Origin of the sequence: Aquimarina celericrescens (assembly GCF_042682765.1) — a bacterium.
Lineage (GTDB): Bacteria > Bacteroidota > Bacteroidia > Flavobacteriales > Flavobacteriaceae > Aquimarina > Aquimarina celericrescens.
Genome location: NZ_JBHUHY010000004.1, coordinates 36,346 through 62,430, shown reverse-complemented (window position 1 = coordinate 62,430; position 26,085 = coordinate 36,346). Strand labels below are relative to the sequence as shown.

Genomic DNA, 26,085 nt, shown 5'->3' with positions numbered 1-26,085 from the left:
AAGAAGATTGATGAGGATTATTTATAGCTTAAATACGTATCCGGTCGCCAATAATCGGTGGAATATGGGTAATAGATTTGATGATACTATTTATATGACCGCAGGAAGCATTCTGCATACGCATATGTGGTATAAAGACATTACTTTGTATATAGACCCGATAGGCTACGAATATCTTTCAGGATTGCCATGTAGAGTGGTCAAGGTAGATTTTAAACAGGATTTAGAACTATGGATGGAACCAAAGCTATATGCCATCGAAAATCAAAGAGAACCCTTCGTACATGTAGATACAGATATATTTATAAAACAACCAATTGAATTCGAATTCGAAAAAGTAATAGTAGAGAGAAAAGACATAGGGTATTATTGCTACGAACCTCTCATTAAATTTTTTGATGACTATTGTAAAAACTTGCCTTTATGGGACTCGACTATTCCTTACGCTTGGAGTTGTGGTGTGATAGGGTTTAAGGATTTTGCTTTAAGAGATGAGTTCCTTTCATTTTACAGAATACTTAAAGGTATTTTGAGTGACCATAGAAAAGAATATGATGCTTTTATCGATGATTATCGTGGTTATTTAGAGATAGCTTTATTGCTAGAGCAATACAATCTTACAAGCATGTTAAAGGTAATTGGCATCGCTCCAACTGTTCTGATACCCGGAGATACAATACAAGAACAATCAAGGTATGCTAACAATTTAGGATACACTCATTTGCTGGGAGCATCCAAATATCATCCAAAAAATATAGACAAAATAAAGAGGTTAATGTATATAAAGTTTGCAGACCAATACAAATCCATTCAGGATAGATTAGAAAACACTATTATAGGTAGTCTTTAAATCAATAGAAATAAGGAATAATATAAATGAATAAAATTGTTTACAGCTTCTGGACAGCGCCTTTACAGAAAAGATGGGCCAAACATAAGAAAGATCATGATCTTGAAGACATCTTACAGTCCTCGATCAACTGTTTGTATCTTTCTGTTTTATATGCCAAAAAATGGGGGTTCGAAGTAGAAATTGTAACCGATTTAGAAAGCGTAAACTATTTTCAAGACCTTCCTGTAGATCATCTTTCTACAGATCTTACATTTTTAGATTACAACCGTACCTGGACCAAAGGTAAAATATTCGCTATTGCAAAACAAACAAGACCTTTTATACATATGGACTGGGATGTTATTCTGAAGAAAAAAGAAGTGGTTCATCAAATACGACAATGTACCTCAGATGTAATTGTTCAGAGTATAGATACTCTAGTTTTTGAAGACCATTTAGCCAAGAGCAACGATATCACATTTGAAGATGTTAAAAATATTAAATGGCTTGTTGATTTCAAACCGCATGCAGTCGAAGAAATTATTAGAACCTATGATGCTGTTTGTAACACGGGAATTGTTGGATTTAATGATATGAAACTAAAAGATTCATATGTGTCCAATTACTTAAAATGCCTTGAAGTTTCAGATACTACAACATGGGTAGATTCTTCTCGAGTTATAGATCAGTATTCTCTGTATTGCTCAGTAAAGGCTAATAACTCCAGTGTAGAGCAAATATTACCAGATAAAGATACCATCCAGGAAAGAGCTAATGCCATTGGATATACGCATTTTGCCCACATCAGTAAATATACTAGAACGATACAGGATAAAATTATAAATAAAATTAATGAGGAATTTCCCCAATATGGGTATTTGGTAAATTCAAAGCGTCCAATTAAGAATCTGATTAAATTAAGTCTATGTACGGTTGTTATGAATCGTTTTGATCATTTGGTGGCTACGCTAGAAAATAATGTAAAGGTGGCAAGACAATTTAGGGGGCAAGTAGACGTGAATGTTTTGGATTATAATTCTACAGATGGGTTAGAAGACTACTTATTTGATCAAGATTGGTTTGTTCAGGGAATAAAAGATGGATTATTATATTACTACAAGAATACTACAGCAAAATATTATCACAGAACACTCCCTAAGAATGCAATCCATAATTTGGCAAAAGGAGAATACTTGATTAATGTAGATGCCGATAATTACGTAGGGCCAAGTTTTCTGACCTATTGTATTACGGTTGCCGAAAACGAAAAGAACTTCTTCCTTAGGCCAACGTTACCTAGTGCAAAAGGTAGTTTGGGGCGTATTATGGTGCATCATAATGATTTTAAAAAGCTAGGAGGCTATAATCTCAAGATTTCAAATTATGGTTATGAAGACACAGAATTTTCGTTACGCTTGCGAAAATTGGGGATTAGAAAAATAGATACTCCACCACATTTATGTCAAGATACCATAGATCATGGAGATCATGAAAGGATTGCTAATGAAAAGCCAAGAACTAAAATTCGTTTTGAGGATGCGTTAGAAGATTCTGATTATGAGAATAAAATGATGGATTTTGAACTTTATCCCAATACCAACCAATCGGCAGATATCGATTTGTATAAAATTGATCATACAAAAAAAAGAAATAAAGTATATGATACCAGTACACATACTCTGGACAGAGCCATTTAAGAACAACCATAAAAAAATAGAATCGTGTATTCATATGTTCTTAAGTGCAACCAAGATCAAAGAGGTCTATGGCGAGGTTCATATTATTACTGATAGATACGGTGAGTATTTGATAAGAAATCTGGGATTGCCATATGATAAGGTGCATTTAGGATTAGATCAGGCAACACCTAATTTTACTTTTCCAGACGCCAAAGTTATAGCATATAAGCTATTGTCTGATAGTATTCCGGGATACTTGTATTTTGATTTTGATGTTTTTATAACCAAACCGGTACCAAAAAAGAATATTATAGTTCAGTGTGATGAAGGAGCAACACCTTATCCTTACCGCATTTATCAGTATTTACTTGATAAAGGTATTGAGTTTTGTTTTGATTATTCACTCAAAGATTTAAGGTTTTTTAATATGGGATTGTTTCGATGTTTGGATAAAAGAATTATTTATGAGTATTACGAATCCTATTTCACTACAAAATATAAGAATCAATATGTGAAGTTGGATGACGTACTTATCCCACAATATGTAATGTTCCTGGAGCAAACGTATATCTATAAAGTGTTACAAAAAAATGGATTATTAGATCAGGTATACGAACATTATCCTAGACATATTAATCAATTTAATGATGTAGAACTACATATCGAACTGGATAAGGCAAATGCAATTATGGATGCATACCATAATACTGATTTAGATTTTGAAGGATATTATCATTCACCTTCTGACATTAATAATATAGAAAAAACCGGGTATACACATTTGATGTATTTCAAAACAGAAGAAAAAGTGTTAGAAGATGTGGCAGAATATGCCTTTAAGAATTATCCAAAAGAGTTCGCAAAATTAATGGTAAACCTGAAATGCCTCTGCTAGATGATGAGAAAGGAAACACATATCATCAATAAAATGTATCTAGAAGTTAATACGACCTCTAAAGAACAAGGGTATCGTATTAAGGATAATCTGGATTCATTTTTGAAAGAAGAAGTTTTTCCTTTACTAGAAAATAGATTGAAAGTTTTTGAAAAACAGGTAAAAGACAAAACATTACGAATTGACAAATTAGATCTGGAGATTGAGCTAAAAAATGATTTCAAATTAATAGATGTAAAACAAAAGATAGTTACTGGTATTGAAAATTCGATACAAAAACAACTACAAAAGTCTGAAGACCAAATTATACAAATTGATGATAAATGGTTTTCAGAAGAAAGTTTGGAATTTTTTAGTACCGATATCAATACTGCAAGAGCCCTAATTTATTTTCTTGAAAAAGGAAGTTCTCCTTGGTGGGGAAGTAAAGAATTATTTGCTTTTTTATTTGATGAAGATATATTAGAGGAAATTCTCCAAACCAGGAGTTTGGCAAGTATTTTTTATGAAAAATTAAAACAAAAAAACATCAGAAAACGATTTATACAGCAGTTCTCTGATAGAGCCATTAAAAAAACGCTAAATAATATTTTTAAGACCCTAAGCACAACCATTCTTAATCCGCAGAAATTAGATCGTGAATTTGAGGTGTTTATAACCTCGGTATCACTGGAGTTAAGATTTGAAATTTGGGAGGAGATTATTCAATTTTTTCAAACCAATAATATTCAAGAATTTTATAAGGCCCTGTCTCGTTGGAAAAATATATTGACAAGAGAGCCTAATCAAAATCAAGATAGAATATCAGATAGTTTAGATGAAATAGATACTAAGGAAACAAAAGAGTTTATAGAAATGAATAGGCGAAAATCTAATTGGATAGAGACTGTAATTAAATCAATTGACAGCCAGTTTCCTGAGATTCAAAACAAAATTTCTCAAGACGCTAAGGGTATCCAAAATACTGTTCAAAAAACACCAAAAGATGCTATAGTTCCGCCACAAGATAAAGCGAATAAGAATCCTAAAGAAATCAATAAAAATGAAGAAGAAATCCCCGAAGGAGGATATTATATAGAAAATGCCGGTTTAATTTTGGTTCATCCATTTCTAAAAAATTTCTTTGAGCATTGTAAATTGATTAACGATCAAAATAAAATAAACGATCCAGAATTGGCGATTCATTTATTGCATTATCTGGCTACCAAACAAGAAAAGCAACCAGAGCACCAAATGATTTTTGAAAAGTTTTTATGTAATATACCATTACATCTATCAATTAATAGAAATATAGAGATTTCTCAAGAATTTAAAACACAATCTGAAGAGCTATTAGATGCTATGACCCACAACTGGGGAGCACTTAAAAATGCATCTTCAGATTTAATGCGAAATGAGTTTCTACAAAGACGGGGTAAACTTATCCTGAATGGTAAAAACCCTAAAATTATTGTAGAAAGAAAAACCCAGGATATTCTTTTAGATCGATTACCATGGAATATAAGTATAGTTAAACTGCCATGGAAGGATAAGCTAATCTTTGTTGATTGGTAAGAGAATAAATCCAATACATTTAGAAAGAAAACATAAAAAATATATACACAAATCATGATCACAAAATTAGACAAAATAGTGCCAGGTTTTAGAAGGTTTTCGAGAAGTCAGTTTTTGACAGACAGCCATCTTAACCAAATATTTGATCATTTTGATGATCAAATTAGGTTATCCAGAGTAAATCTAAGAGGAGTTGGTATTGTGTGTGGCTTTGAGATAAGCAGTACTCGTGGCGCAGTAACAATAAATCAGGGTTTGGGAATCACCACAGATGGAGATTTGTTACATCTCTATAAAGATAATGAAGGCAATAAAACAATTGATTTTACAAGTATTAATTATCGATACTTCAGAAAATACGACAATAGTAGATCTGATTATTCTCCATTTTTTTATCAAAATGATGATCAGATCGAGTTATATGAATTACTAACCAAAGATGAGGATAGCGAAACATTAAATCTAAGAAATTTCTCAAACGATGGAAGACCTAATCTTGAAGATATGGTCGTATTACTTTATATAGAGAATTATGAACGAAATATTAACCAATGTAGTAGCTTAAATTGTGATGGAGAAGGTATTGATGTAGTCGCCAATTACAGAGTTTTAATAACTACAAAAGCCAACGCAGAATTTATTAATAGTCATGATAATACTATTAGTAGAATAAATTATCGTAAACTGTATTATCAGCTTCCAGAGGTTTTACTAACTAGAGTTATTTTTGAGATTGAAGACTTTGTTGATTTTAATACGTTTCTAAATAAATTAGCTTCACCTTTTTCAAATACAAAGGTGCTAGAGGATCTAGTTGATGGTTATAAAACCATATTTGATACATTAAAATTACCTGATCTTGGTACAGAATTTGAAAATCTCATAACTGCTCTCTTCGATTCTGATTCAGGTCAACTAAGAAGGCCGGACATTCAATATAGGTATGACCTTCTAAAAGATATAGTGGATTCCTATAAAGAAATAAAGAGGATAATGTTAGAATTATCTTCTAAAATTTGTAATGCTAACATAAACGATTTTCCAAAACATTTGATGTTAGGAGAGTTGGTCAATGAAAAGAGTTGCTATAATTATCGGCATAGTTTTTATAAATCTGTGGTGCATACTACAAAAGCCGGCAAACGGTGTTTTAGTGGTGATGGTTCCTCAAGTAATGGAGATACTGGTCTAACAGTATACTACGATATTCACAAACCTGAGCAAAAATTATTTAGCCTTTTATTAAGAACATTAAAACAGTTAGAAAGCTATAATCTAGTATTCGGTGAGATTAAGATTACACCGTCAAGACTGCTTGGAGATTTAGGTCAAAAGGCAATCCCTTTTTATTATAAAGTAGACGAAGAGCTAATCAAACTCTGGAATTTTGACAAATCGGCAAAAAACTTAGAAAAATCTAATGTTAGTTATCACAGAGATTTATTAGACTCGGATAACCCACTAAGTTTATACATTGATAAAGACTTTTATCGGATCGAAGGTCATCTTGGGCAAGATTATAAACACGTTATTGAAGAACTCAAAAAACTTAAAACACAAAATGCTGTAAGTTTTAATATTGTGGCGTTACGTATTTCTAATTCCATAGGATTAATTGGTGGTGAAATAAGAAGAGAAGGAGAAGGTGTAGTTGCTGCACAATTAACTGAAATAAGAGAACTTGCAGAAGATTATACGTCGTATTATGTATCAAGAAGACAGGGGCTTGAACATAAAGCTGGGGTATCACCCAGGGGAACCTTTGTACTCGTTTTTCTGGATGATATTGCAGTGCTTTCAGGAGAAGGTGAAGGAGAAGGAAGTGTGTCACGCAGGAGAAAGCTATCCTCATCAGCCGAACGTATGGCACTTACAACCAATCCGGTGATTGCAGATTTTATGGTTCCTTATTTATGTTGTGACGAGAGTGTACTAAAATTAGAATTACCAATGAACACCCTTTGTTTTGGTAGAGATACAGAACCTATTCCATTTAAGGCTACTCCACCAAATGGTTTTGTAACCGCAGATATACCCAGAGGTCTTAATGGAGGAGTGATAAGAGATAGTAATGGAGATTCTTTTTTCGATCCAAATTTAGTCAGCCCAGAACTAATTAATACGCCAATACGATTCGAATTAAATAATCAGGATACAGGAGCAGTAATCATTATACATCGTTTACCAGAACCAATAATTACAACAACGGTTGTTTACGATAATCCTTTTAAAACAGAAGTTACCGTCACCTATAATCTTTCAGGGCCATTTCTTGATGAGATTGAAAGATTTGAATGGGATTTCTTAAGCGATGATACTTTTATTAATATCGAACCAGATGCTTCGGGTAATGTGGTAAGACAATATCAAAATCCCGTTGAGTCGGCACCTACAACAATTCGATCTAGACTTAGAGTTAGTACAAACTTTTGTGAAAATGAAATCGTGATCGATCCAATAACGTTTGAGGATCCGATCGTTATCGAACTTGATTTTGATAGAAATGAAATATGTGTAAATCCCGAAGATTGCGATATTCCTATTCACATAGCATTAGTGCTCGACGAATCAGGATCAATAAGCGGAGATGAAATTCCAGAAATTAAGAATGGATTAAGAGCATTTGTTAACGATCAGGAAGGTTCAAATAATTTTATAACACTTCTGAACATGAACGATGCATCTGGCGAGTTAGAGCCTCCATCTCGTATTATATCAGAAACAAAAATAACTACAGAGAATAAATTTCTATTTTTAAATTGGATCGATGAGTATCGTACAGATGGTAACGGAGTTCCTGGTGGAGCCGCTAGTTGGACCAGTGGACTGCATCATATTAACAATAACCTAAGCCAAGATCCAGACATTGTGATAATTATTGCAGATGGACTAGTAGGAGGAATAGGGTTACTAAGGGATGAAGTAGAAATATTAAATAATAAAACCCACATATTTTATTACGCACTCGAACAAGGGGCGTATTCGGGATTCAGTATCTTGATTGACGCATTAAGAGAAATTCTCAACAGGGAACCGCAATTAAGTCAACCAGATTTTTCTGATATCGATTCTGCAGATTATTTCTCGTTTACAAACTTCAGTCAACTTGGCGGATTCCTCACAAATCTTAAGCAAATATTAGATAATGCAATTGGTTGTATAGAACAAATAAATGTAACAAATCTCAAACCAGAGAGGGGACAGATTGCCACGCTTGGTATTGCGCCATATAATGGATTGAGCATCGATGGAAGAGTAATTACCATAAACCCTAAAGAATTTGATGCTTTTGGAAGTACTATAAGATTTGCCGTTGATGGATTTGAAACCGATGAAACACTAATTGTAGACAGGTTACCAGAAAATGTAAGGATAACGGTTAATGAGATTCTATATAATGAAGATAAAACACAAGCCAGTGTAACATTTGGGATAAGCGGAAATTATATACCAGAGATATCTATGCTATTTTGGAATTTTGGTGACGGATCGGAGGTTGTTGAAGGACCAGAGTTGATACAAACACACGAATATACAGATATCCCCAGTTTAGAAGGGAGAGCAGCACGTATTAGTCTAGAAATTGCAAATCCTATATGTGGTCCTGTTACTCAGGATACTAGGGTAGTGTTTGAGGATATTGTTGAAGAAGTATCTCTTTCAATTCAAGAACTACTATGTTTGGATAGTAGTGCAGACGATGTTACCTCTGTATCATTTGAGGTAAGTCCACCCGGAGCAAAATTGAGTGCAGTTACACGTACTACAGGCATGCGAGTAGGTTCAAATGAAATAATTTTTGATTCCTCAAGTTTTACTAAATATGACATCCCGATAGAATTTACAGTAAACGATCAGCCTGTGTCTGCAACAATTACTGTTACCAAAAAACCAATTGTTTCTATTTCTACGGGTCGTTATTTTGGTTATAGACCTGAAGAAGGAGAACCAACATTAGAGGAAATACCGCTTACAGAAGGAGATATTCTGGAAGGGACAATATCTGATAATGATTTTGTCTCTAATGAAGCACTAATGTTTAGGATCAAAAATCAAAATGATTTTGATGAGTCGAGGTATAATATTCTATGGGATTTTGGTGATAACAGCACAGCTCAGGGTAGTATCGTTGGACATAATTACCGATTTAGAAGAGATACTAATGTGACTGTTAGACTTCTGGTTTCAGATGGTTTATGCGAGACAGAAGTAAAAGAAGAAATCGAGTTACTAGCTGCAACATAAATTGGTTTGATAATTTCTCGAATAAGAGGAATATTTTTATATGTAAATGGATAAAGATTAATAACAAATAAATGAAAACAATACGATACCGTTCTAGGGGACAAGAAGTTCATTATTTAGAAGAACTTTTAACAAAGTTGGGATATAAGGTTTATGTATCTACTTTTTTTGGTAGGGACACTCATGAGGCTGTAAAGGATTTTCAAAGTAAAAAAGGTTTGGTAGTCGACGGTATTGTTGGACTTAAAACTTGGTCAAAGCTCATAGAAGCCGAAAGAAATTTGGTGGCATTTAATGATAAGTTTTTATCAGAGCAGGATGTTCAAGATTTTGCTAATCAGTTTGGATTAGAACTAGCGATGGTAAAAGCTGTAAATGAAATAGAAAGTAGAGGTAAAGGTTTTTTGGTGGACGGAAGACCTGTAATTTTGTTTGAAGGACATATATTTTGGAGAGAGCTTGAAAAACGAGGAGTGAATCCTTCCCAATACGTTTCTCAGCATACCAAAGACGTACTTTACAAAAAATGGACAAGAACTCATTACAAGGGAGGTGCGGGCGAATACGATCGTCTTGAAAAAGCAGCAGGAATATCAGACTTGCCTGCTTTTCATGATGCAGCTTACAGTTCGGCTTCATGGGGAGCTTTTCAAATTATGGGTTTTCATTATGACTATCTTGGATATGCCTCTATAGATCATTTTGTTTCAGAAATGTATGAGCATGAACGAGAACATCTAAAAGCTTTTGGTAAATTTATAGAGAAAACTTCGTTTAAAGGGAAAAAGCTAATCGACTGGATCAAAGAGAAAAATTGGGCCAAATTTGCAGAAGGCTATAATGGACCCGGCTACAAAAAGAACAAATACGATACTAAACTGAAGAATGCCTATGTCAAATATAGCAATGGCTAGTACCATCCATAAAACTGAAATACATACATTATTTCAATATCTAGAAGCATATGTAGAGTATAGGCTAAATATAGAGTTTAGGAAAGAAAAGATCGAGTTACCAACTTTGCATTTAAATTCTATACAGTCGCCATTAGCTATATTTATAAATGAAAATAAATTATCAGAGACAGAAATAATACTTCTCTTACTTGCTTTGACACCTCATATTAATCCTGCACTATTACAACAAATAGTATCCTCATATTTTCCTGATGGAGGGCAATTTGTTGCATTTGGTGGAGTAACAGGAAAATCACATCGAGGAATTATCCCAACCGGAGAAACTGCATTATATATTATAGCAGGAAATGATCTTAATGAACGATTGGCACTGATGGATTATATAGATTTTGGTTCCTCTCTATTTAAGGATAAAATAGTCTATATAGATAGTATTCCTAAAGGAGAGCCAAAAATGAGTGGTAAATTGCTTATCGACGAAGAATATTTATCACTCCTTATTTTTGGGAAAATATCAAAGCCAACTCTTAGCCAAAAGTTTCCGGCAAGCCTAATCATTACAGAATTAGAGTGGACCGATCTCGTACTACAAAAAAAGACATTGAATCAAATTCACGAAATAGAAGTTTGGTTAAAACACAATGAAGTATTGATGCACCAGTGGGATATGAAAACTAAAATCAAACCAGGTTACAGAGTTTTATTTTACGGTCCGCCGGGAACAGGAAAAACTTTAACCGCCAGTTTATTAGGGAAATATACCCATAGAGATGTGTATCGAATAGATCTATCCATGGTAATTTCTAAATATATAGGAGAAACCGAAAAGAACTTATCTTCCTTATTTGATAAAGCAATAAATAAAGATTGGATTTTGTTTTTTGATGAGGCAGACGCCATTTTTGGAAAAAGAACTAATGTACGAGATGCTCATGATAAATATGCCAATCAAGAAGTCTCTTATTTACTACAACGAATTGAAGCGCATCCTGGGTTAGTGATTTTAGCGTCAAATTTTAAAACCAATATCGATGCAGCTTTTACACGTAGATTTCAATCTATCGTAGAATTTCAATTACCCGGTGCTCAAGAACGACTTCAGTTATGGCAAAACATACTTCCTAAAAATGTTCAATTAGAAGATCTGGTTTCTTTGGATGAATTTTCAAAAAAATACGCAATTACTGGTGCAAATATTGTAAATATCGTACAATTTGCCTGTCTAAAAACTATTGCTAATAATCAATCAAAAATAAAACAAAGCTACCTTCTGGAAGGTCTTAAAAAAGAATATAATAAAGAGGGAAAAACAATTAATATTTCTTTGTAAAACCTTCAGAGAAGAAAATTAAATTATTCTTAGATATTATAAGTATTAAATCATTTCAAAAAGAGTTACAGATTAATGTTTTTCTAGATACGATCTATTACTTTTTTCGGTCTTGCTTGAGTGCTGCTTGAACAAAGCGTAAATAGTATAATTTGAAAGAGAATTGATGGGTTTATCTAATCTTTTAATATTTTTATACCCATGATTGATAATTTCGAAAATGAATTTTTTGGTATCGGGATTCAGAATGGGAAAACCCCAGAAAATCTTGGCGTTTTGTGGCGATCTGCTCAAAATATGGGTGCAAGTTTCATATTTACCATTGGCAATCGATATGCCAAACAGGCAAGCGATACGCACAACGCAGTAAAGGCAATGCCTTATTTTCATTACGATACATTTGAAGATTTTTACAACCATTTACCCAAAGGAGCGATGCTTGTCGGAGTAGAATTAACAGATACTGCTGTACCACTTGAAACTTTTAAGCACCCAAAAAGATGTGTATATCTTTTGGGAGCAGAAGATCATGGATTATCAAAAATGGCCATCAAAAAATCACAGTTCTTGGTAAAATTTAAATCAGAATTGAGTATTAATGTGGCCGCTGCAGGCACCATCATAATGTACGATCGAGGAATTGATAAACCTAGATTTATAAAATCTCTCCATTGATTTTTAAGTATGTTGAATTTTTGAGATGTAGCTTCTAGATTGGATTCTTCAATTTTTAGATTACTTTTATAGTAACTACAATATTTTATGTTCAAAACATTTGAAGGTCTTGTTGCAAGTTTTAGCGCTTGGGTTTGGGATTGGCCCTTGCTGGTATTGCTCATCGGAGGAGGTACATTTTTCCTGATTTATTCGCGCTTTACTCCGTTTTTTTATTTTAAACATGCTATAGATGTCCTAAGAGGGAAGTATGATAGTGAATATGCTCCTGGGCAATTAAGCCATTTTCAAGCGTTATCTTCTGCAATAGCCGCAACGGTGGGTATGGGAAATATTAGTGGAGTGGCTGTGGCAATAGTCATGGGTGGTCCAGGAGCAGTTTTCTGGATGTGGATTAGTGCTTTGATTGGTATGGCTACCAAATTTTATACCTGTTCACTTTCGGTAATGTATCGTTCTAAAGATAATGATGGTAATTTTCTTAGCGGGCCAATGTATGTTATTACTAACGGTTTAGGAGCACGATGGAAACCATTAGCGATCCTTTTTGCTTTAGCGGGATTGGTAGGGACACTTCCTGCGTTTACTGCTAATCAATTAACACAAACATTGATCGATGTCCTTGATTGGGATGATGAATACAAATGGTACATAGGAATTACTCTGGCTGGAATAGCGTCTTTGGTAATCTTGGGAGGAATTAAAAGAATCGGAATAGTAGCAAGTAAATTGGTTCCGTTTATGGTCGTGTTATATTTTGTTACTGTAATTACAATTTTGATTTTGCAGATTCAGGTTGTTCCAGAAATGTTCATGTTGATTTTTTCAGATGCATTTTCTGGTGATGCCGCTGCAGGTGGAGCGTTAGGATATCTCATAAAAACAGGAGTCAAAAGAGCAGCCTTTTCTAATGAAGCAGGCATAGGAACTGCTCCAATGATGCACGGTACGGCAAAGACGAATGAACCAATTCGTGAAGGTCTCGTGGCTATGATGGGGCCGGCTATAGATACACTACTTGTTTGTACGTTAACAGCCTTGGCAATTCTATCAACAGGAGTGTGGCAGCGTACAGATGATAATGGAATATCACTTACTTTGGAAGCTTTTAATACTGTATTGCCTTATGGATTGGGTAATGTTGTAGTGTTAATTATGGTTTTGGTATTTGCTTTTTCAACCTTGTTCTCTTATTCGTATTACGGCACAACCTGTTTGGGATTTTTGACCAAACCCAAATACGGAAAATACTATAATTACATTTACATCTTCTCTATAATAATAGCCGCAGTGGTAAAAATTGATTTTGCCATTAACCTTATTGATAGTGCTTTTGCGATTATGGCAATTCCCACTGTTTTTTCTGGATTGCTATTGGCACCCAAGGTTAATGCTATGGCAAAAGTTTATTTTAAAAATCTTAACCGTTAATTATAAACTTCCACATTTTTTATCAATACCATTCTAATTATATCCCAAGGAGTTATCTTCTTATTTAATATTCATCTACCTTTGCATAAAAGTAATTATATGGCTCATAAAGCAGGTTTTGTAAATATTATAGGAAATCCTAATGTAGGGAAATCAACCCTAATGAATGCTTTTATAGGGGAGAAGTTGTCAATCATTACTTCCAAAGCTCAAACAACAAGACATAGGATTTTAGGAATAGTTAATGGAGATGATTTTCAGGTGATTTTATCAGATACTCCAGGTATTATTAAGCCAGCATATGAGCTTCAGGAATCTATGATGGATTTTGTTAAATCTGCTTTCGAAGATGCCGATGTACTCATCTATATGGTTGAAATCGGCGAGAAAGCTCTGAAAGATGAAGCCTTTTTCAGTAAGATTACTAATTCTAAAATACCGGTGATCTTGTTGATCAATAAGATTGACAAGTCAAATCAGGAAAATTTGGAAGAACAAGTGCAATTTTGGGCAGAAAAAGTTCCCAATGCCGAAATATATCCTATATCTGCTCTCGAAAATTTTAATATAAAAGAAGTTTTTGGTCGCTTGGTGGAGCTTTTACCAGAATCTCCGGCGTTCTATCCCAAGGATCAGTTAACTGATAAACCCGAACGATTTTTTGTTAATGAGGCGATTCGCGAAAAAATATTGATGAATTACAAGAAAGAGATTCCATATGCTGTAGAGGTCGAAACTGAAGAGTTTATGGAAGATGAAGATATCATTAGAATACGTTCTGTGATCATGGTAGAAAGAGATTCGCAAAAAGGGATTATTATTGGCCATAAAGGTAGCGCATTGAAAAAAGTGGGTACTGAAGCCCGTAAGGGATTAGAAAAGTTTTTTGGTAAAAAAATTCATATAGAACTCTATGTTAAGGTCAATAAAAACTGGAGAAGTAATCAGCGGCAATTGAAACGTTTTGGGTATAATAAACAATAGTAAACCAATATAGGTATACGTTGATTTTAAATTTAGCCTTGGGATAACGTTAAAGAAACATTGTTTATCAAAATTTGTGGGTTTAATCACACAAAATGTAATGAACAATGAAAATCTTTAACAAATCAATTCTTTATTTTACAGCAATTTTAGGGCTATTTGCTTCATGTGATCTTGATGACTACTCCGGAGGAGGTGGAACTGGAGAACTCGAATTTAACAAAATAGGAGGTTTTACTAACGGATCGGGTGACGAGGGTTTTGCCGAAATCTCTGCTTTCGATTCTAAAACCAATAAACTTTTTATTGTCAATCCTAACGAATCAGAGCTTTCTGTATGGGACTTGTCAAATCCAAGAAACCCTTTACAAGGCATTGACATATCGCTATCGGGCATACCTAATAGTGTATCGGTTTATGAAGGTATGGTGGCAGTAGCCTTAGAAAATTCTTCGAATAAGCAAGCTAATGGAACTATTGCATTATATGATTCTGAAAAACAAACTTTATTAAATACCTATGCGGCCGGAGCATTACCTGATATGGTTACCTTTAGTCCTAACGGTAAGTATATCATTGTCGCTAATGAAGGTGAGCCAAATGATCTTTATACAATCGATCCAGAAGGTTCTATAACTATTATAGAGGTGGCTTCCAGTCAAGTATCTACTCTTTGTTTTTCAAGATTTAATAGCCAATCTATAGGGAATGATTTCAGGGTTTTTGGTCCTAATGCTTCTTTAGCTCAAGATGTAGAGCCCGAATTTGTAACCATTTCTGATGATTCAAAATTCGCATATATCACCTTACAAGAAAATAATGGAATCGCAGTGGTTAACTTAGAAACCAAAACAATTACAGATATTATCGGGTTAGGCGTAAAAGATTATTCATTACCTCATAATCAAATAGACGCCAGTGACAAAGATAATAGTGTAGGTAATTTTCAAAATTGGCCAGTTCTGGGATTTTATCATCCAGATGCTATAACCTTTGCAAAAATAAAAGGTAGTAAATTCTTAATAACAGCAAATGAAGGAGATGCACGCGATTATGAAGGCTTTTCTGAAGAAACCAGAGTCAAAGATCTTTTGCTTGATCCTATAGCTTTTCCTGATGCTGCTACCTTACAATTAGATGAGAACCTTGGGCGACTAAAAACCACTACGACCAATGGAGACTTAGACGGTGATGGAGATCATGATGTAATTTATGCTTACGGAGGACGATCTTTTACGATTTGGACGACATCTGGAACTGTGGTTTATGATAGTGGAGATCAAATAGGAAAAACCATTTTCGAATTAGATCCAGGAGCTTTTAACAATGATGAAGGCAGCGAGGCTGATAAAAGATCTGATGATAAAGGTGCAGAACCAGAAGCTGTAGAAACATTGAGTGTAGGAAACAAAACACTATTATTTGTTGGGTTAGAAAGAACTGGTGGTGTTATGGTTTATGATATTTCTAATCCTTTTTACCCAGAATTTATAGAATGGTTGCAGGATGATGTGGATATTTCTCCAGAAGGTTTAATTGCTATTGAAGCAAAGGATAGTCCAACTGGAAACCACTTAATAATCGTTACTAATGAGGTGTCTAATACGGTAGCTATTTATGAAATTACTGAAATTAACTAGTTGATTTTAAGATGTTTAAAACACTTCCATAAAAAGTTTGTTGTTTTACAGTAACCAAGTTAACCAGAATACTTGCTATCTTTGAACTGAGTAATTATTTCACTGACTGACTATCAATTATGAAAAGTTCCTAAGGTCTTTAAATGTTTGGCCTTGGGGCTTTTTATTTTTACTTCGTTTTGATGGTATTGCTTAAATAAAAAGTCTAATTTTGCAAAAATTTTAGATATAGATTTCAATGAGCAGTATAGTAGCAATTGTAGGGAGGCCTAATGTGGGAAAATCGACTTTCTTTAATCGTTTGATTCAAAGAAGAGAGGCTATTGTGGATGCTGTGAGCGGCGTTACAAGAGATCGCCATTATGGGAAAAGTGATTGGAATGGTGTCGAATTTTCCTTAATTGATACTGGTGGATATGTTGTGGGGAGTGATGATATTTTCGAAGCTGAAATCGATAAACAGGTAGAACTCGCCATTGATGAAGCCGATGCGATCATTTTTATGGTTGATGTCGAGTCTGGGGTCACCGGAATGGATGAAGATGTAGCCAACCTACTTCGTAAAGTAGATAAACCTGTGTTTTTGGTAGTTAATAAGGTAGATAATGCCAAGAGAGCTGCAGATGCAGTCGAATTTTATAGTTTAGGTCTTGGGGAGTATTATACTATTGCCAGTATTAACGGAAGCGGTACAGGTGATCTGCTCGATGCACTTGTAAAAGAATTACCAGAGAAAGAAGAAAAAGAAGAAGATGAATTACCTCGATTTGCCGTAGTGGGGAGACCTAATGCCGGGAAATCGTCTTTTATCAATGCGTTAATCGGCGAAGAACGATATATAGTAACTGATATAGCAGGAACTACACGCGATGCGATTGATACAAAATATAATCGCTTTGGGTTCGAATTTAATCTGGTAGATACTGCCGGAATACGAAGAAAATCCAAAGTAAAAGAGGATTTAGAATTCTACTCTGTCATGCGATCTGTTCGAGCCATCGAACACTGTGATGTATGCTTACTTGTTTTAGATGCAACCAGAGGATTTGATGGCCAGGTACAAAATATATTTTGGCTGGCAGAACGTAACCGCAAAGGGATCGTAATTCTTGTCAATAAATGGGATCTCATCGAAAACAAGGAAAGCAATACCCTCAAAGATTTCGAAAAATATATTCGTAGAGAGATTGAGCCTTTTACCGATGTTCCTATCGTATTTATTTCTGCACTAACAAAACAAAGAATATTTAAAGCTATTGAAACTGCCGTAGCCGTATATAAGAATCGATCCAAAAAAATCAAAACCAGCGAGCTTAATGATGTGCTATTGCCGATCATAGAGCATAACCCACCGCCAGCATACAAAGGTAAATATGTTAAAATAAAATACATCACACAGTTGCCTACGCCTCAACCACAGTTTGCTTTTTTCTGTAATCTACCACAGTATATAAGAGATCCTTATAAGCGTTTTATCGAAAATCAGCTACGTAAAGAATTTGATTTTCATGGCGTACCGATTTCAGTTTATTTTAGGAAGAAATAGATTTTATATGAGTTGGTAAGAGGTAGAGAAGTTTTAGTTTATAGTTAAATCGAATTATAGATAGTTTTAGAATATAACTTTTGTGTTTGGCAGAGCTGTTTTTATTCTTGATTTTTCCTCTTCAGAAAAATTGTTGCCACTAAGTTCTAGAACAGATAGTCTTTTAAGAATATTTAAGTTTTTGGGAAGTACATTTAATTTACTATTTCTCATTAATAGAACTTTTAAATTTTTTAATTGTCCTATTCGTGCAATAGACTCCATAATTTCAATATTTGGGTTATTGTCTAATACCAAACCATTTAGTTGTAGCATTAATTTAATTTCGGTAGGGATAATTCTTATGTTATTATTTGCTAGTGCTAAAATCTTTAAGGTTTTTAATTGTGATAATATTTTGAAGCATTCTATTAAATTAATGTGAGGATTTTTGGATAAATGAAGTTCTTTAATTTTCTGAAAATTACTTATGGTTTTAGGTAAAATAGTGATGTCGTTATTATTTAAATACAAAAAATCAAGATTCTCAATTTTTGTGAGAGCATACGTTGCTTTTGAAAGTTCAAGTTTAGAATTACCGCTTAAATCGATTTCTCTAAGTAGTGGTAACTCTAATAAGATTTCAGGAAAATTTCTGAAATTATTATTCCTAAGATTTACAACTGTAATCTTTTGAAGTTCTTTTAATTGTAGAGGTAATGAGCTGAGATTATTGTCCTGAACATTGAGTAGTCTCAGGTTTTTCATTTTCTCGACACCAATGGGAAGTGACTCAAGCTTACATTCGTTGAGATATAAACTTTCTAAGTTTATAAGTTTTTCTGCCTCTTTCATTAGGTTTAGCGTATCCTTACAAACTAGATGAAGTGATTTTACTTTTTTGGGTTCTTTAAGAGCCTCTTCAAAAGAAGAAGTATTTCCTTTATTTTGTCCAACTATAGTAAATGGAATTATTGAAATAATAACAAAAAAAAGTACTTTTCTCATCTATTTTATTTGAGCTATATTTTATTTAAATTCATATCATGAAATGCAAATCCTTTTAATTAGTCATTCTGTAGAAATAAACTCTACCAACTGCCCCCAGCACCACCACCGCCAAAACCGCCACCACCGAAGCCGCCACCAAAGCCTCCGCTGGATCCACCGCCAAAACTTCCTCCACCATAGCTACCACGGCCCATATTGCTCAAGATAATTGCATCCAAAAGACTGCCTCCTCGAGATCTGTTTCCACGATTTCCTTTGCCGCCATTGCCATGATTGCTTTTAGAAAATGCTTTTACAATAATAATGAAGAAGATAAGCAACAGTGCCAATTGCCCGATAGGGAAATCTTTTCTACTTTTCTTTTTCTTCGCTCCTTTAAAAGTGCCATCGAGTACCTGAAAAATAGCGGTTATTCCTTCATCCAATCCAGTATAGAATTTTCCTTTCTTAAATTCAGGAGTGATGATCTGATCTATAATAGTTTTAGAAGTAAAGTCTGTAAGTTTTTCTTCGACACCATAACCTGTTGCAATCCAAATCTTACGATCCATCTGGGATACAAGAATAAAAACTCCATTATCCTCTTTTTTTTGTCCGATACCCCATTCGTGGGCCCATTCGGCAGCATACAACCCAATATTTTCACCTTGCAGTGAGTTGATGGTGGCCACTACTATCTGCGTAGAAGTAGTATCGGCATATTGAATAAGTTTTTTCTCAAGTTGCTCAGCTTCAGAACCAGAAAGCATTTTTGCTTCATCGTACACAGCAGTCTCCAATGTTGGTTTGGGAGGAATAGCTCGTTGTGCAAGACCTTGGTGTGTAGCGATAAAAAATATACCCAGAACAAAGAAAGAGGATACTATGAATTGTTGTACGTTTTTCATTTATCCTTTTGAAATTTCATCTGATAATTCATTTGATCCCGTGTGATCCCAAGGAAAATACCTTTGTAATTGCTCCCCAGCCATGAGAATGCCATCTATTAGTCCTTGTGTAAAATCACCTTTCTTAAATTGTTTTAGGATAGCATCTCTGGTACTCTCCCAAAAATTATCACCCACTACGTTATGAATGCCTTGATCTCCATAAATTGCAAATCTATGATCATCTACAGCTACATAAATCAGCACACCGTTATGTTGTATGGTATTGTCCATTTTGAGTAGATGAAAGACTTCTTTAGTCCGGTCTAAAATATCAAGATCTGTATGCTTTTCAATATGAACACGAATTTCTCCCGATGTCGTTTTTTCTGCACGTCGAATTGCGGCAACTATTTGCTCTTCTTGATCTGCAGTAAGAAAATCTTCAACTTTTGACATGTGATGAAATTTTATATCGTGATCTTATTTAAAATCAAAATCAACTTCTGGTGCCTTTTCAACACCTTCTTCACCCTCAAACCTTGTCATTTCGTCAAATCCTAAAATGCTCGCAAATAATGAGTTTGGAAGAACTTTGATGTGTTTGTTATAAACACCAACCTGCTCGTTAAAACGATTGCGTTCTACGTTAATTCGATTTTCGGTTCCTTCGAGTTGGGTTTGTAAGTTCAGAAAGTTCTGATTAGCCTTTAGATCGGGATAGCGTTCTACAGTAACCAGTAATCGCGATAAAGCAGAGGTTAATCCGCTTTGTGCTTGTTGAAACTGAGCCATCTGACCAGGAGTGATGTTGCTAGGATCAATATTGACTGAGGTTGCTCTTGCTCTGGCATCAATAACATCTTTTAGTGTAGAGCGTTCAAAATCTGCTGCACCTTGTACTGTTTTTACCAGATTGCCAATAAGATCACTTCGTCTTTGGTAGGCACTTTCTACGTTAGACCAGGCCGTTTTGGCATCCTCTTGTAATACCACAGCCTTGTTATTAAAACTATATGCCATGATTGCACCAATTACAAGGATGACTATGACTAGTCCTAGACATCCTAATCCTGCAAAAAGTCCTTTTTTCATTTACTATTATTATTTTTCGGGTTATCCTATGTGATTAGACTACAATTATTGAATTTTGTTTCAAATTGAGACAAAATTTTTAAATCTCACCTACGGGATTTGTAGCATTTAAGAAATTAAACCTTACAATTGCTCTTTAATTTTAAGAAGCTGTCCTTTAATAGATTCTAATTTACGTATGATATCAAAACTATCCAACGCTTCTTGCTTTTGCTCCTTAAGATGTGTTTTGGCTCCTTCTAATGTGAACCCCCGCTCTTTTACCAAATGATAAATCAATTCAAGGTTTTTAATATCTTCTTGAGTGAATTTGCGATTACCTTTAGCATTTTTTTTTGGTTTTAGGATATCGAATTCTTTTTCCCAAAAACGAATTAAAGAGGTGTTTACATCGAAGGCTTCAGCTACTTCGCCAATACCATAGTACATTTTTTTAGGTAAGTCTACATACATTAGTATTCTTTTTTTTGGGTAAAACTACCGTCTTCTTCAAAAATAAGCTTGCTTTCCGGAAAATCTTCTTCAGTCAATTTTTTTATCTCCTTTAATGCCCTTTTTTTCTCATCCATAAATGGATATACTTCATCGATTTGTTTGGCAGAATGAAGCATGCCTTTTACAAAATTACCTTCAAGATCAATGTCTACCTCTGCAATAGGTGCATATCCTTTAATTCCGGTTAGATTAAATCGGGAATAGGTGCAAAAATTACCTAGACTATACGCTATAAACTTGTTTTTATACACTTCAAAAGCTCTCGAAACATGGGGGCCATGTCCTAGAACAACATCGGCTCCGGCATCAATCATGGTATGGGCAAAGAGGTATACGTTGCCTCGATCCTCTCCATAAAAACGTTCTGTCTTTCTGGTAACATGTGTGTGTTTAAGGCCTTCTGCACCTCCATGAAAAGAGACAATCACAATATCTGCTTTTTCTTTAAGTTCGCTAACGATTTTTTTTGCATTGGTTAAGTTATGAATTTTTACGCAATCTTTATTAGGGGCAAAAGCACAAAATCCATACGTGATTCCATTTTTTTCAAAAATTGTATAGGGTTGAGCAAACACTCCGGCATAGGCTATGTTATGTTTTTCTAAGGTTTTTGAAGTATTTTTAATTCCGATTTCACCAAAATCACCAATGTGATTATTTGCAATACTCATCACATCAAAACCGGTTTCTTCAAGATATTTACCATAGGATTCGGGAGATCTGAAAGAATAACACTTAGAAGGGTCAGAACATCTTTTAGCATTTTCTCCTTCATCGGTAAGAGTTCCCTCAAGATTTCCAAAAAGAATATCGGCCTGAGTCAAGATATGATTAACGTCATCAAAAGGGCCTTTTCCCTGAGGAGGTAAGTAGCTATTATCAGGGAAATTTGTTCCCATCATAATATCTCCCACAGCCATGAGTTTTATTTTTGAAGGCTTCGAAAGTTTTTCTTTTGTATGCTGTACGATAGTGTACATTGAATCAATTACTTCTTTTGAAAATTTTTGGGCCTGTATTGAAGAACTGAAGCCAAAAATGAGGGCCACAAGAAATAATTTACGCATACATATTTAATCTAGAGATTCATTGATTAGATTGGAAGCTTTAAGCATTTGATCGAACTCTTCAGAAGTTAAACTTCCGTAGTAAAAATTCCTCGGATTAATTTTTTCTCCATCTTTAAAAATCTCATAGTGCAAGTGAGGTGCCACAGATCGTCCGGTGCTACCTACATACCCAATAACGTCACCACGTTTTACTTTTTGACCCTTCTTAACATTATACTTACTTAGGTGTGCATAAAGACTTACATAATTGAAACCATGATCAATTCGTATGTGTCTTCCATAACCAGTAGAATTAGCATCTGCTCGGGTAACCACTCCATTTCCGGTCGCATATACAGGTGTACCTGTAGATGCCGAAAAATCCATACCATAGTGAAATTTTCTAGCTTTTGTGAAGGGGTCGCTTCTCCATCCGTAACCAGAGGCCATCCTTTTAAGGTCAGAATTTTGAATAGGTTGTATGGCAGGGATAGTAGCTAATAGTTCTTCTTTTTGTTCTGCTAGAGCAGCAATTTCATCGAGAGATTTTGATTGTACTACAATTTGTTTAGTCAACTTATCTATTCTTTCGCTACTCTCGATAATCATTTTTGAGTTATCAAAACCTTCTAGATTTTTATAGCGATTTACACCACCAAAACCTGCATTTCTAAGGTCTTCTGGTATGGGTCTGGCTCCAAAATAAAGTCGATATATATTATCGTCCCGCTCTGCAATTTCCTGAAGAACATTTTCATTCCGTTCCAGTCGCTTATTCATAAGATCATATTGCAGTTGCATATTTTCAAGTTCTCTCTTATACGCTTTTTCTTTAGGAGTTTCTAATTGCGGGATGTTTAGATAGATGAGAAGAAGTATAAAACCGGCCAAAAATGAACCAATAACTCCTATAGCGGCAATACCAAATTTACGACCTTTCTTCTGCTCTATTCTTCGATAAGAAAGCGTTTCACTATCATAGTAATATTTAACCTTTGACATAATCTAAAATATGCTATTTTTGCAGGATATCAACCAAAAAAGTCTTGTTTTCGAGTAAGACCCGGCAACAAATATAGTAAAATGTTGCAAAGTGTAGAAAAAACTGACAAATATAGAAGTACTATCTTTTATGAATTATATAGATAAGTACTTGATATTCAGTTTATAATATAATTTATTGAACTAATAATAAGCTAGTGAAATCCCAAGAAATCAGAAATCAATTTTTAGAGTTTTTTAAAAACAAAAAACATCAAGTGGTACCATCTGCTCCCATGGTAATTAAAGATGATCCTACATTAATGTTTACTAATGCCGGGATGAACCAATTTAAAGAATTCTTCTTGGGGAACGGTACTCCAAAGAGTAATCGTATTACAGATACTCAAAAATGCTTACGCGTAAGTGGTAAGCACAATGATTTGGAAGAAGTTGGTATGGACACCTATCATCATACCATGTTTGAAATGCTAGGGAACTGGAGTTTTGGTGATTATTTCAAAAAAGAAGCAATTCAATGGGCCTGGGAACTACTTACCGAGGTGTATAAAATTGATAAGGGCATTCTTTATGTGTCGGTTTTTGAAGGGGCCAAGGATGAAGATCTAGAAATGGATAAAGAGGCTTATGATTTATGGAAGGAAATTGTTCCGGAAGATAGAATTATCATGGGTAATAAGAAGGATAATTTCTGGGAGATGGGAGACCAGGGACCTTGCGGACCCTGTTCAGAAATTCATGTAGATATTCGATCTTCGGAAGAGAAAGCTAAAATTCCCGGGCGTGACTTGGTTAATGCAGATCATCCCCAGGTAGTCGAAATCTGGAACCTTGTCTTTATGCAATATAACAGAAGGGCTAATGGCTCTTTAGAAAAGCTACCAGCGCAGCATGTAGATACCGGGATGGGATTTGAGCGCCTGTGCATGGTATTACAAGGGGTAAAGTCTAATTATGATACCGATGTGTTTACACCATTGATCCGAGAGATAGAAACGATTACGAATTCTAAATATGACAAAGAAAGTTCACCTGCTGATGAAGATGGGAAAGTAAGTGTTGCTATTCGGGTAATTGCAGATCATATACGAGCAGTGTCTTTTTCTATTGCTGATGGCCAGTTGCCTAGCAATACGGGAGCTGGATATGTGATTAGAAGAATCTTAAGAAGAGCGATACGTTACGGCTTCACGTTTTTGAATACCAAAGAGCCTTTTATTTATAAATTGGTGCACACACTGGTTAAACAAATGAGTGTTGCATTTCCTGAGCTAAAAGCACAAAAAAACCTGATTGTAAATGTAATTAAAGAAGAAGAGCAATCCTTTTTAAGGACATTGGATCAAGGACTCGCCCTTTTAGACACCGTTATTAAAAATACTAAAGGGAAAGTAGTTTCGGGAGAGAAAGCATTCGAGTTGTATGATACCTATGGATTTCCAATAGATCTTACTGCACTCATACTTAGTGAGCAAGGATATAAACTAGATGAAAAAGGTTTCGAAACTGAGCTCCAGAAGCAAAAAGAAAGATCCAGAGCTGCGTCTCAGGTCTCGACTGGAGACTGGGAAGAGCTTAATCAAGATGTTACTGAAGGTTTTATTGGGTATGATCATCTTTCTGCGGATGTTAAAATAACTCGTTATCGTAAAGTGACCAGTAAAAAAGAAGGAGATTTATATCAGTTAGTTTTCAATAAAACACCGTTTTATCCAGAAGGAGGGGGGCAAGTTGGCGATAAAGGATATCTGGAAGCTGCTAACGGAGATGTGGTATATATTATAGATACCAAAAAAGAAAATAATTTAATCGTTCATTTTTCTAAAAGCCTACCCAAAAAGATAGAAGGAGAATTTAAGGCCGTTGTAGATAGCAAGCAACGTGCCCGAACAGCTTCTAACCATACAGCTACTCATCTTTTACACCAGGCACTTCGATCGATTTTAGGAACACATGTCGAACAAAAAGGTTCAATGGTGCATAGTGGTAATTTAAGATTTGATTTTTCACATTTCACAAAGGTTACGAATGAGGAGCTAAAACAAGTAGAAGATTTTGTGAATGCCAGGGTTCGAGAAAACCTTCCACTTGAAGAAAAACGCGGTATTTCTTATGATCAGGCGATTGCAGAAGGAGCAATTGCCCTTTTTGGTGAAAAGTACGGGGATGCCGTACGGGCAATACGATTTGGCGAATCTATGGAGTTATGCGGTGGTACTCACGTGCAGAACACCAGGGATATCTGGCATTTCAAGATTACTTCAGAGAGCGCTATTGCTGCAGGGGTAAGACGTATTGAAGCGATAACCAGTGATGCTGCCAAAGAATATTTCACTACGCAGTCTGAAGCTTTTAATCAAGTTAAAGCTGTTCTCAAAAATATAAAAGACCCTGTAAAAGCAATCACAACATTACAGGAGGAAAATATGAGTCTTAAAAAACAGATCGAAGTATTGCTAAAAGATAAAGCCAAAAATCTAAAGGGAGATCTTAAATCTGAATTTGAAGAAATTAACGGGATTAAGTTTTTAGCCAAAAAAGTAGATTTGGATGCTTCCGGAATAAAAGACTTATGTTTTGAGTTGGGTGGAGAAGTTGAAAATATTCTTGTGGTATTTGGTGCAGAACAAAATGGAAAAGCACTGCTGTCGTGTTATGTTTCTAAAAATCTAGTTAAAGAAAAAGAACTGAATGCCGGACAAATAGTACGCGAACTTGGTAAATATATCCAAGGTGGTGGAGGCGGACAACCATTTTTTGCTACCGCCGGAGGTAAAAATCCGGAAGGAATAGAAGATGCATTAAAGAATGCTAAAAAGTTTGTACAATAACATTTTACTAATAAAAGCTCCTTTTTTCA

General features: G+C 34.8%; 20 protein-coding genes. 13 read left to right on the top strand and 7 right to left on the bottom strand.

The features are described from left to right. Positions 1-10: 10 nt before the first annotated feature. The 12 genes from ACFSJT_RS07400 to der all read left to right on the top strand — a co-directional run bounded on the left by ACFSJT_RS07400 (position 11) and on the right by der (position 17,728). The gene (locus tag ACFSJT_RS07400) at positions 11-850 is read left to right on the top strand and encodes a DUF6734 family protein (RefSeq protein WP_378319602.1); all 840 of its coding nucleotides are present in this window, start codon (positions 11-13) and stop codon (positions 848-850) included. Between the two features lie 26 nt (positions 851-876). Beyond that, on the top strand, positions 877-2,529 hold the full coding sequence (locus ACFSJT_RS07395; protein WP_378319601.1) for a DUF6734 family protein: 1,653 nt from the start codon (positions 877-879) through the stop codon (positions 2,527-2,529). Then, positions 2,492-3,406 carry a DUF6734 family protein gene (locus tag ACFSJT_RS07390; protein ID WP_378319600.1) on the top strand — a complete coding sequence of 305 codons (915 nt, stop codon included), beginning with the start codon at positions 2,492-2,494 and terminating at the stop codon, positions 3,404-3,406. The genes ACFSJT_RS07395 and ACFSJT_RS07390 overlap by 38 nt, the downstream gene beginning before the upstream one ends. Then, a complete protein-coding gene (locus ACFSJT_RS07385) occupies positions 3,407-4,960 on the top strand; it encodes a contractile injection system tape measure protein (RefSeq protein ID WP_378319599.1) in 1,554 nt (517 codons plus the stop codon). Between the two features lie 54 nt (positions 4,961-5,014). After that, positions 5,015-9,205 carry a hypothetical protein gene (locus ACFSJT_RS07380; protein ID WP_378319598.1) on the top strand — a complete coding sequence of 1,397 codons (4,191 nt, stop codon included), beginning with the start codon at positions 5,015-5,017 and terminating at the stop codon, positions 9,203-9,205. Between the two features lie 71 nt (positions 9,206-9,276). After that, on the top strand, positions 9,277-10,119 hold the full coding sequence (locus tag ACFSJT_RS07375) for an N-acetylmuramidase domain-containing protein (RefSeq protein WP_378319597.1): 843 nt from the start codon (positions 9,277-9,279) through the stop codon (positions 10,117-10,119). Further along, entirely contained in the window at positions 10,097-11,452 is a 1,356-nt protein-coding gene (locus ACFSJT_RS07370) for an ATP-binding protein (protein ID WP_378319596.1), read from the top strand. Before ACFSJT_RS07375 ends, ACFSJT_RS07370 begins: the two co-directional genes overlap by 23 nt. A gap of 201 nt (positions 11,453-11,653) precedes the next feature. Next, entirely contained in the window at positions 11,654-12,127 is a 474-nt protein-coding gene (locus ACFSJT_RS07365) for an RNA methyltransferase (RefSeq protein WP_378319595.1), read from the top strand. A gap of 87 nt (positions 12,128-12,214) precedes the next feature. Beyond that, positions 12,215-13,558, top strand: coding sequence for an alanine/glycine:cation symporter family protein (locus tag ACFSJT_RS07360; RefSeq protein ID WP_378319594.1), 1,344 nt, complete (start codon positions 12,215-12,217; stop codon positions 13,556-13,558). Between the two features lie 99 nt (positions 13,559-13,657). Then, positions 13,658-14,542 (top strand): GTPase Era, encoded by an 885-nt coding sequence (era, locus tag ACFSJT_RS07355; RefSeq protein WP_378319593.1) that lies wholly within the window; start codon positions 13,658-13,660, stop codon positions 14,540-14,542. Positions 14,543-14,649: 107 nt separating this feature from the next. After that, positions 14,650-16,182 carry a choice-of-anchor I family protein gene (locus ACFSJT_RS07350; protein WP_378319592.1) on the top strand — a complete coding sequence of 511 codons (1,533 nt, stop codon included), beginning with the start codon at positions 14,650-14,652 and terminating at the stop codon, positions 16,180-16,182. Positions 16,183-16,420: 238 nt separating this feature from the next. Then, positions 16,421-17,728 carry a ribosome biogenesis GTPase Der gene (gene der / locus ACFSJT_RS07345; RefSeq protein ID WP_378319591.1) on the top strand — a complete coding sequence of 436 codons (1,308 nt, stop codon included), beginning with the start codon at positions 16,421-16,423 and terminating at the stop codon, positions 17,726-17,728. A 66-nt stretch (positions 17,729-17,794) separates the two neighbouring features. Here der and ACFSJT_RS07340 read toward each other — a convergent pair whose 3' ends face one another. From ACFSJT_RS07340 to ACFSJT_RS07310, 7 genes are all read right to left on the bottom strand, one after another. Next, positions 17,795-18,715: a leucine-rich repeat domain-containing protein gene (locus tag ACFSJT_RS07340; RefSeq protein WP_378319590.1), complete on the bottom strand. Its 921-nt coding sequence runs from the start codon at positions 18,713-18,715 to the stop codon at positions 17,795-17,797. An 83-nt stretch (positions 18,716-18,798) separates the two neighbouring features. Beyond that, positions 18,799-19,605: a TPM domain-containing protein gene (locus tag ACFSJT_RS07335; RefSeq protein WP_378319589.1), complete on the bottom strand. Its 807-nt coding sequence runs from the start codon at positions 19,603-19,605 to the stop codon at positions 18,799-18,801. Next, positions 19,606-20,043 (bottom strand): TPM domain-containing protein, encoded by a 438-nt coding sequence (locus ACFSJT_RS07330; RefSeq protein WP_378319588.1) that lies wholly within the window; start codon positions 20,041-20,043, stop codon positions 19,606-19,608. Positions 20,044-20,067: 24 nt separating this feature from the next. Continuing rightward, complete coding sequence (locus ACFSJT_RS07325) at positions 20,068-20,679, bottom strand: LemA family protein (protein WP_378319587.1); 612 nt, start codon at positions 20,677-20,679, stop codon at positions 20,068-20,070. A 123-nt stretch (positions 20,680-20,802) separates the two neighbouring features. Next, complete coding sequence (locus tag ACFSJT_RS07320) at positions 20,803-21,132, bottom strand: MerR family transcriptional regulator (protein ID WP_378319586.1); 330 nt, start codon at positions 21,130-21,132, stop codon at positions 20,803-20,805. Further along, positions 21,132-22,241: a CapA family protein gene (locus ACFSJT_RS07315; protein WP_378319585.1), complete on the bottom strand. Its 1,110-nt coding sequence runs from the start codon at positions 22,239-22,241 to the stop codon at positions 21,132-21,134. The genes ACFSJT_RS07320 and ACFSJT_RS07315 overlap by 1 nt, the downstream gene beginning before the upstream one ends. A gap of 6 nt (positions 22,242-22,247) precedes the next feature. Next, on the bottom strand, positions 22,248-23,225 hold the full coding sequence (locus ACFSJT_RS07310) for a M23 family metallopeptidase (RefSeq protein ID WP_378319584.1): 978 nt from the start codon (positions 23,223-23,225) through the stop codon (positions 22,248-22,250). 197 nt (positions 23,226-23,422) lie between these two features. On the opposite strand from ACFSJT_RS07310, the gene alaS reads away from it, so the two are divergent. Beyond that, a complete protein-coding gene (gene alaS, locus ACFSJT_RS07305) occupies positions 23,423-26,056 on the top strand; it encodes an alanine--tRNA ligase (RefSeq protein WP_378319583.1) in 2,634 nt (877 codons plus the stop codon). The last annotated feature ends 29 nt before the right edge of the window (positions 26,057-26,085 follow it).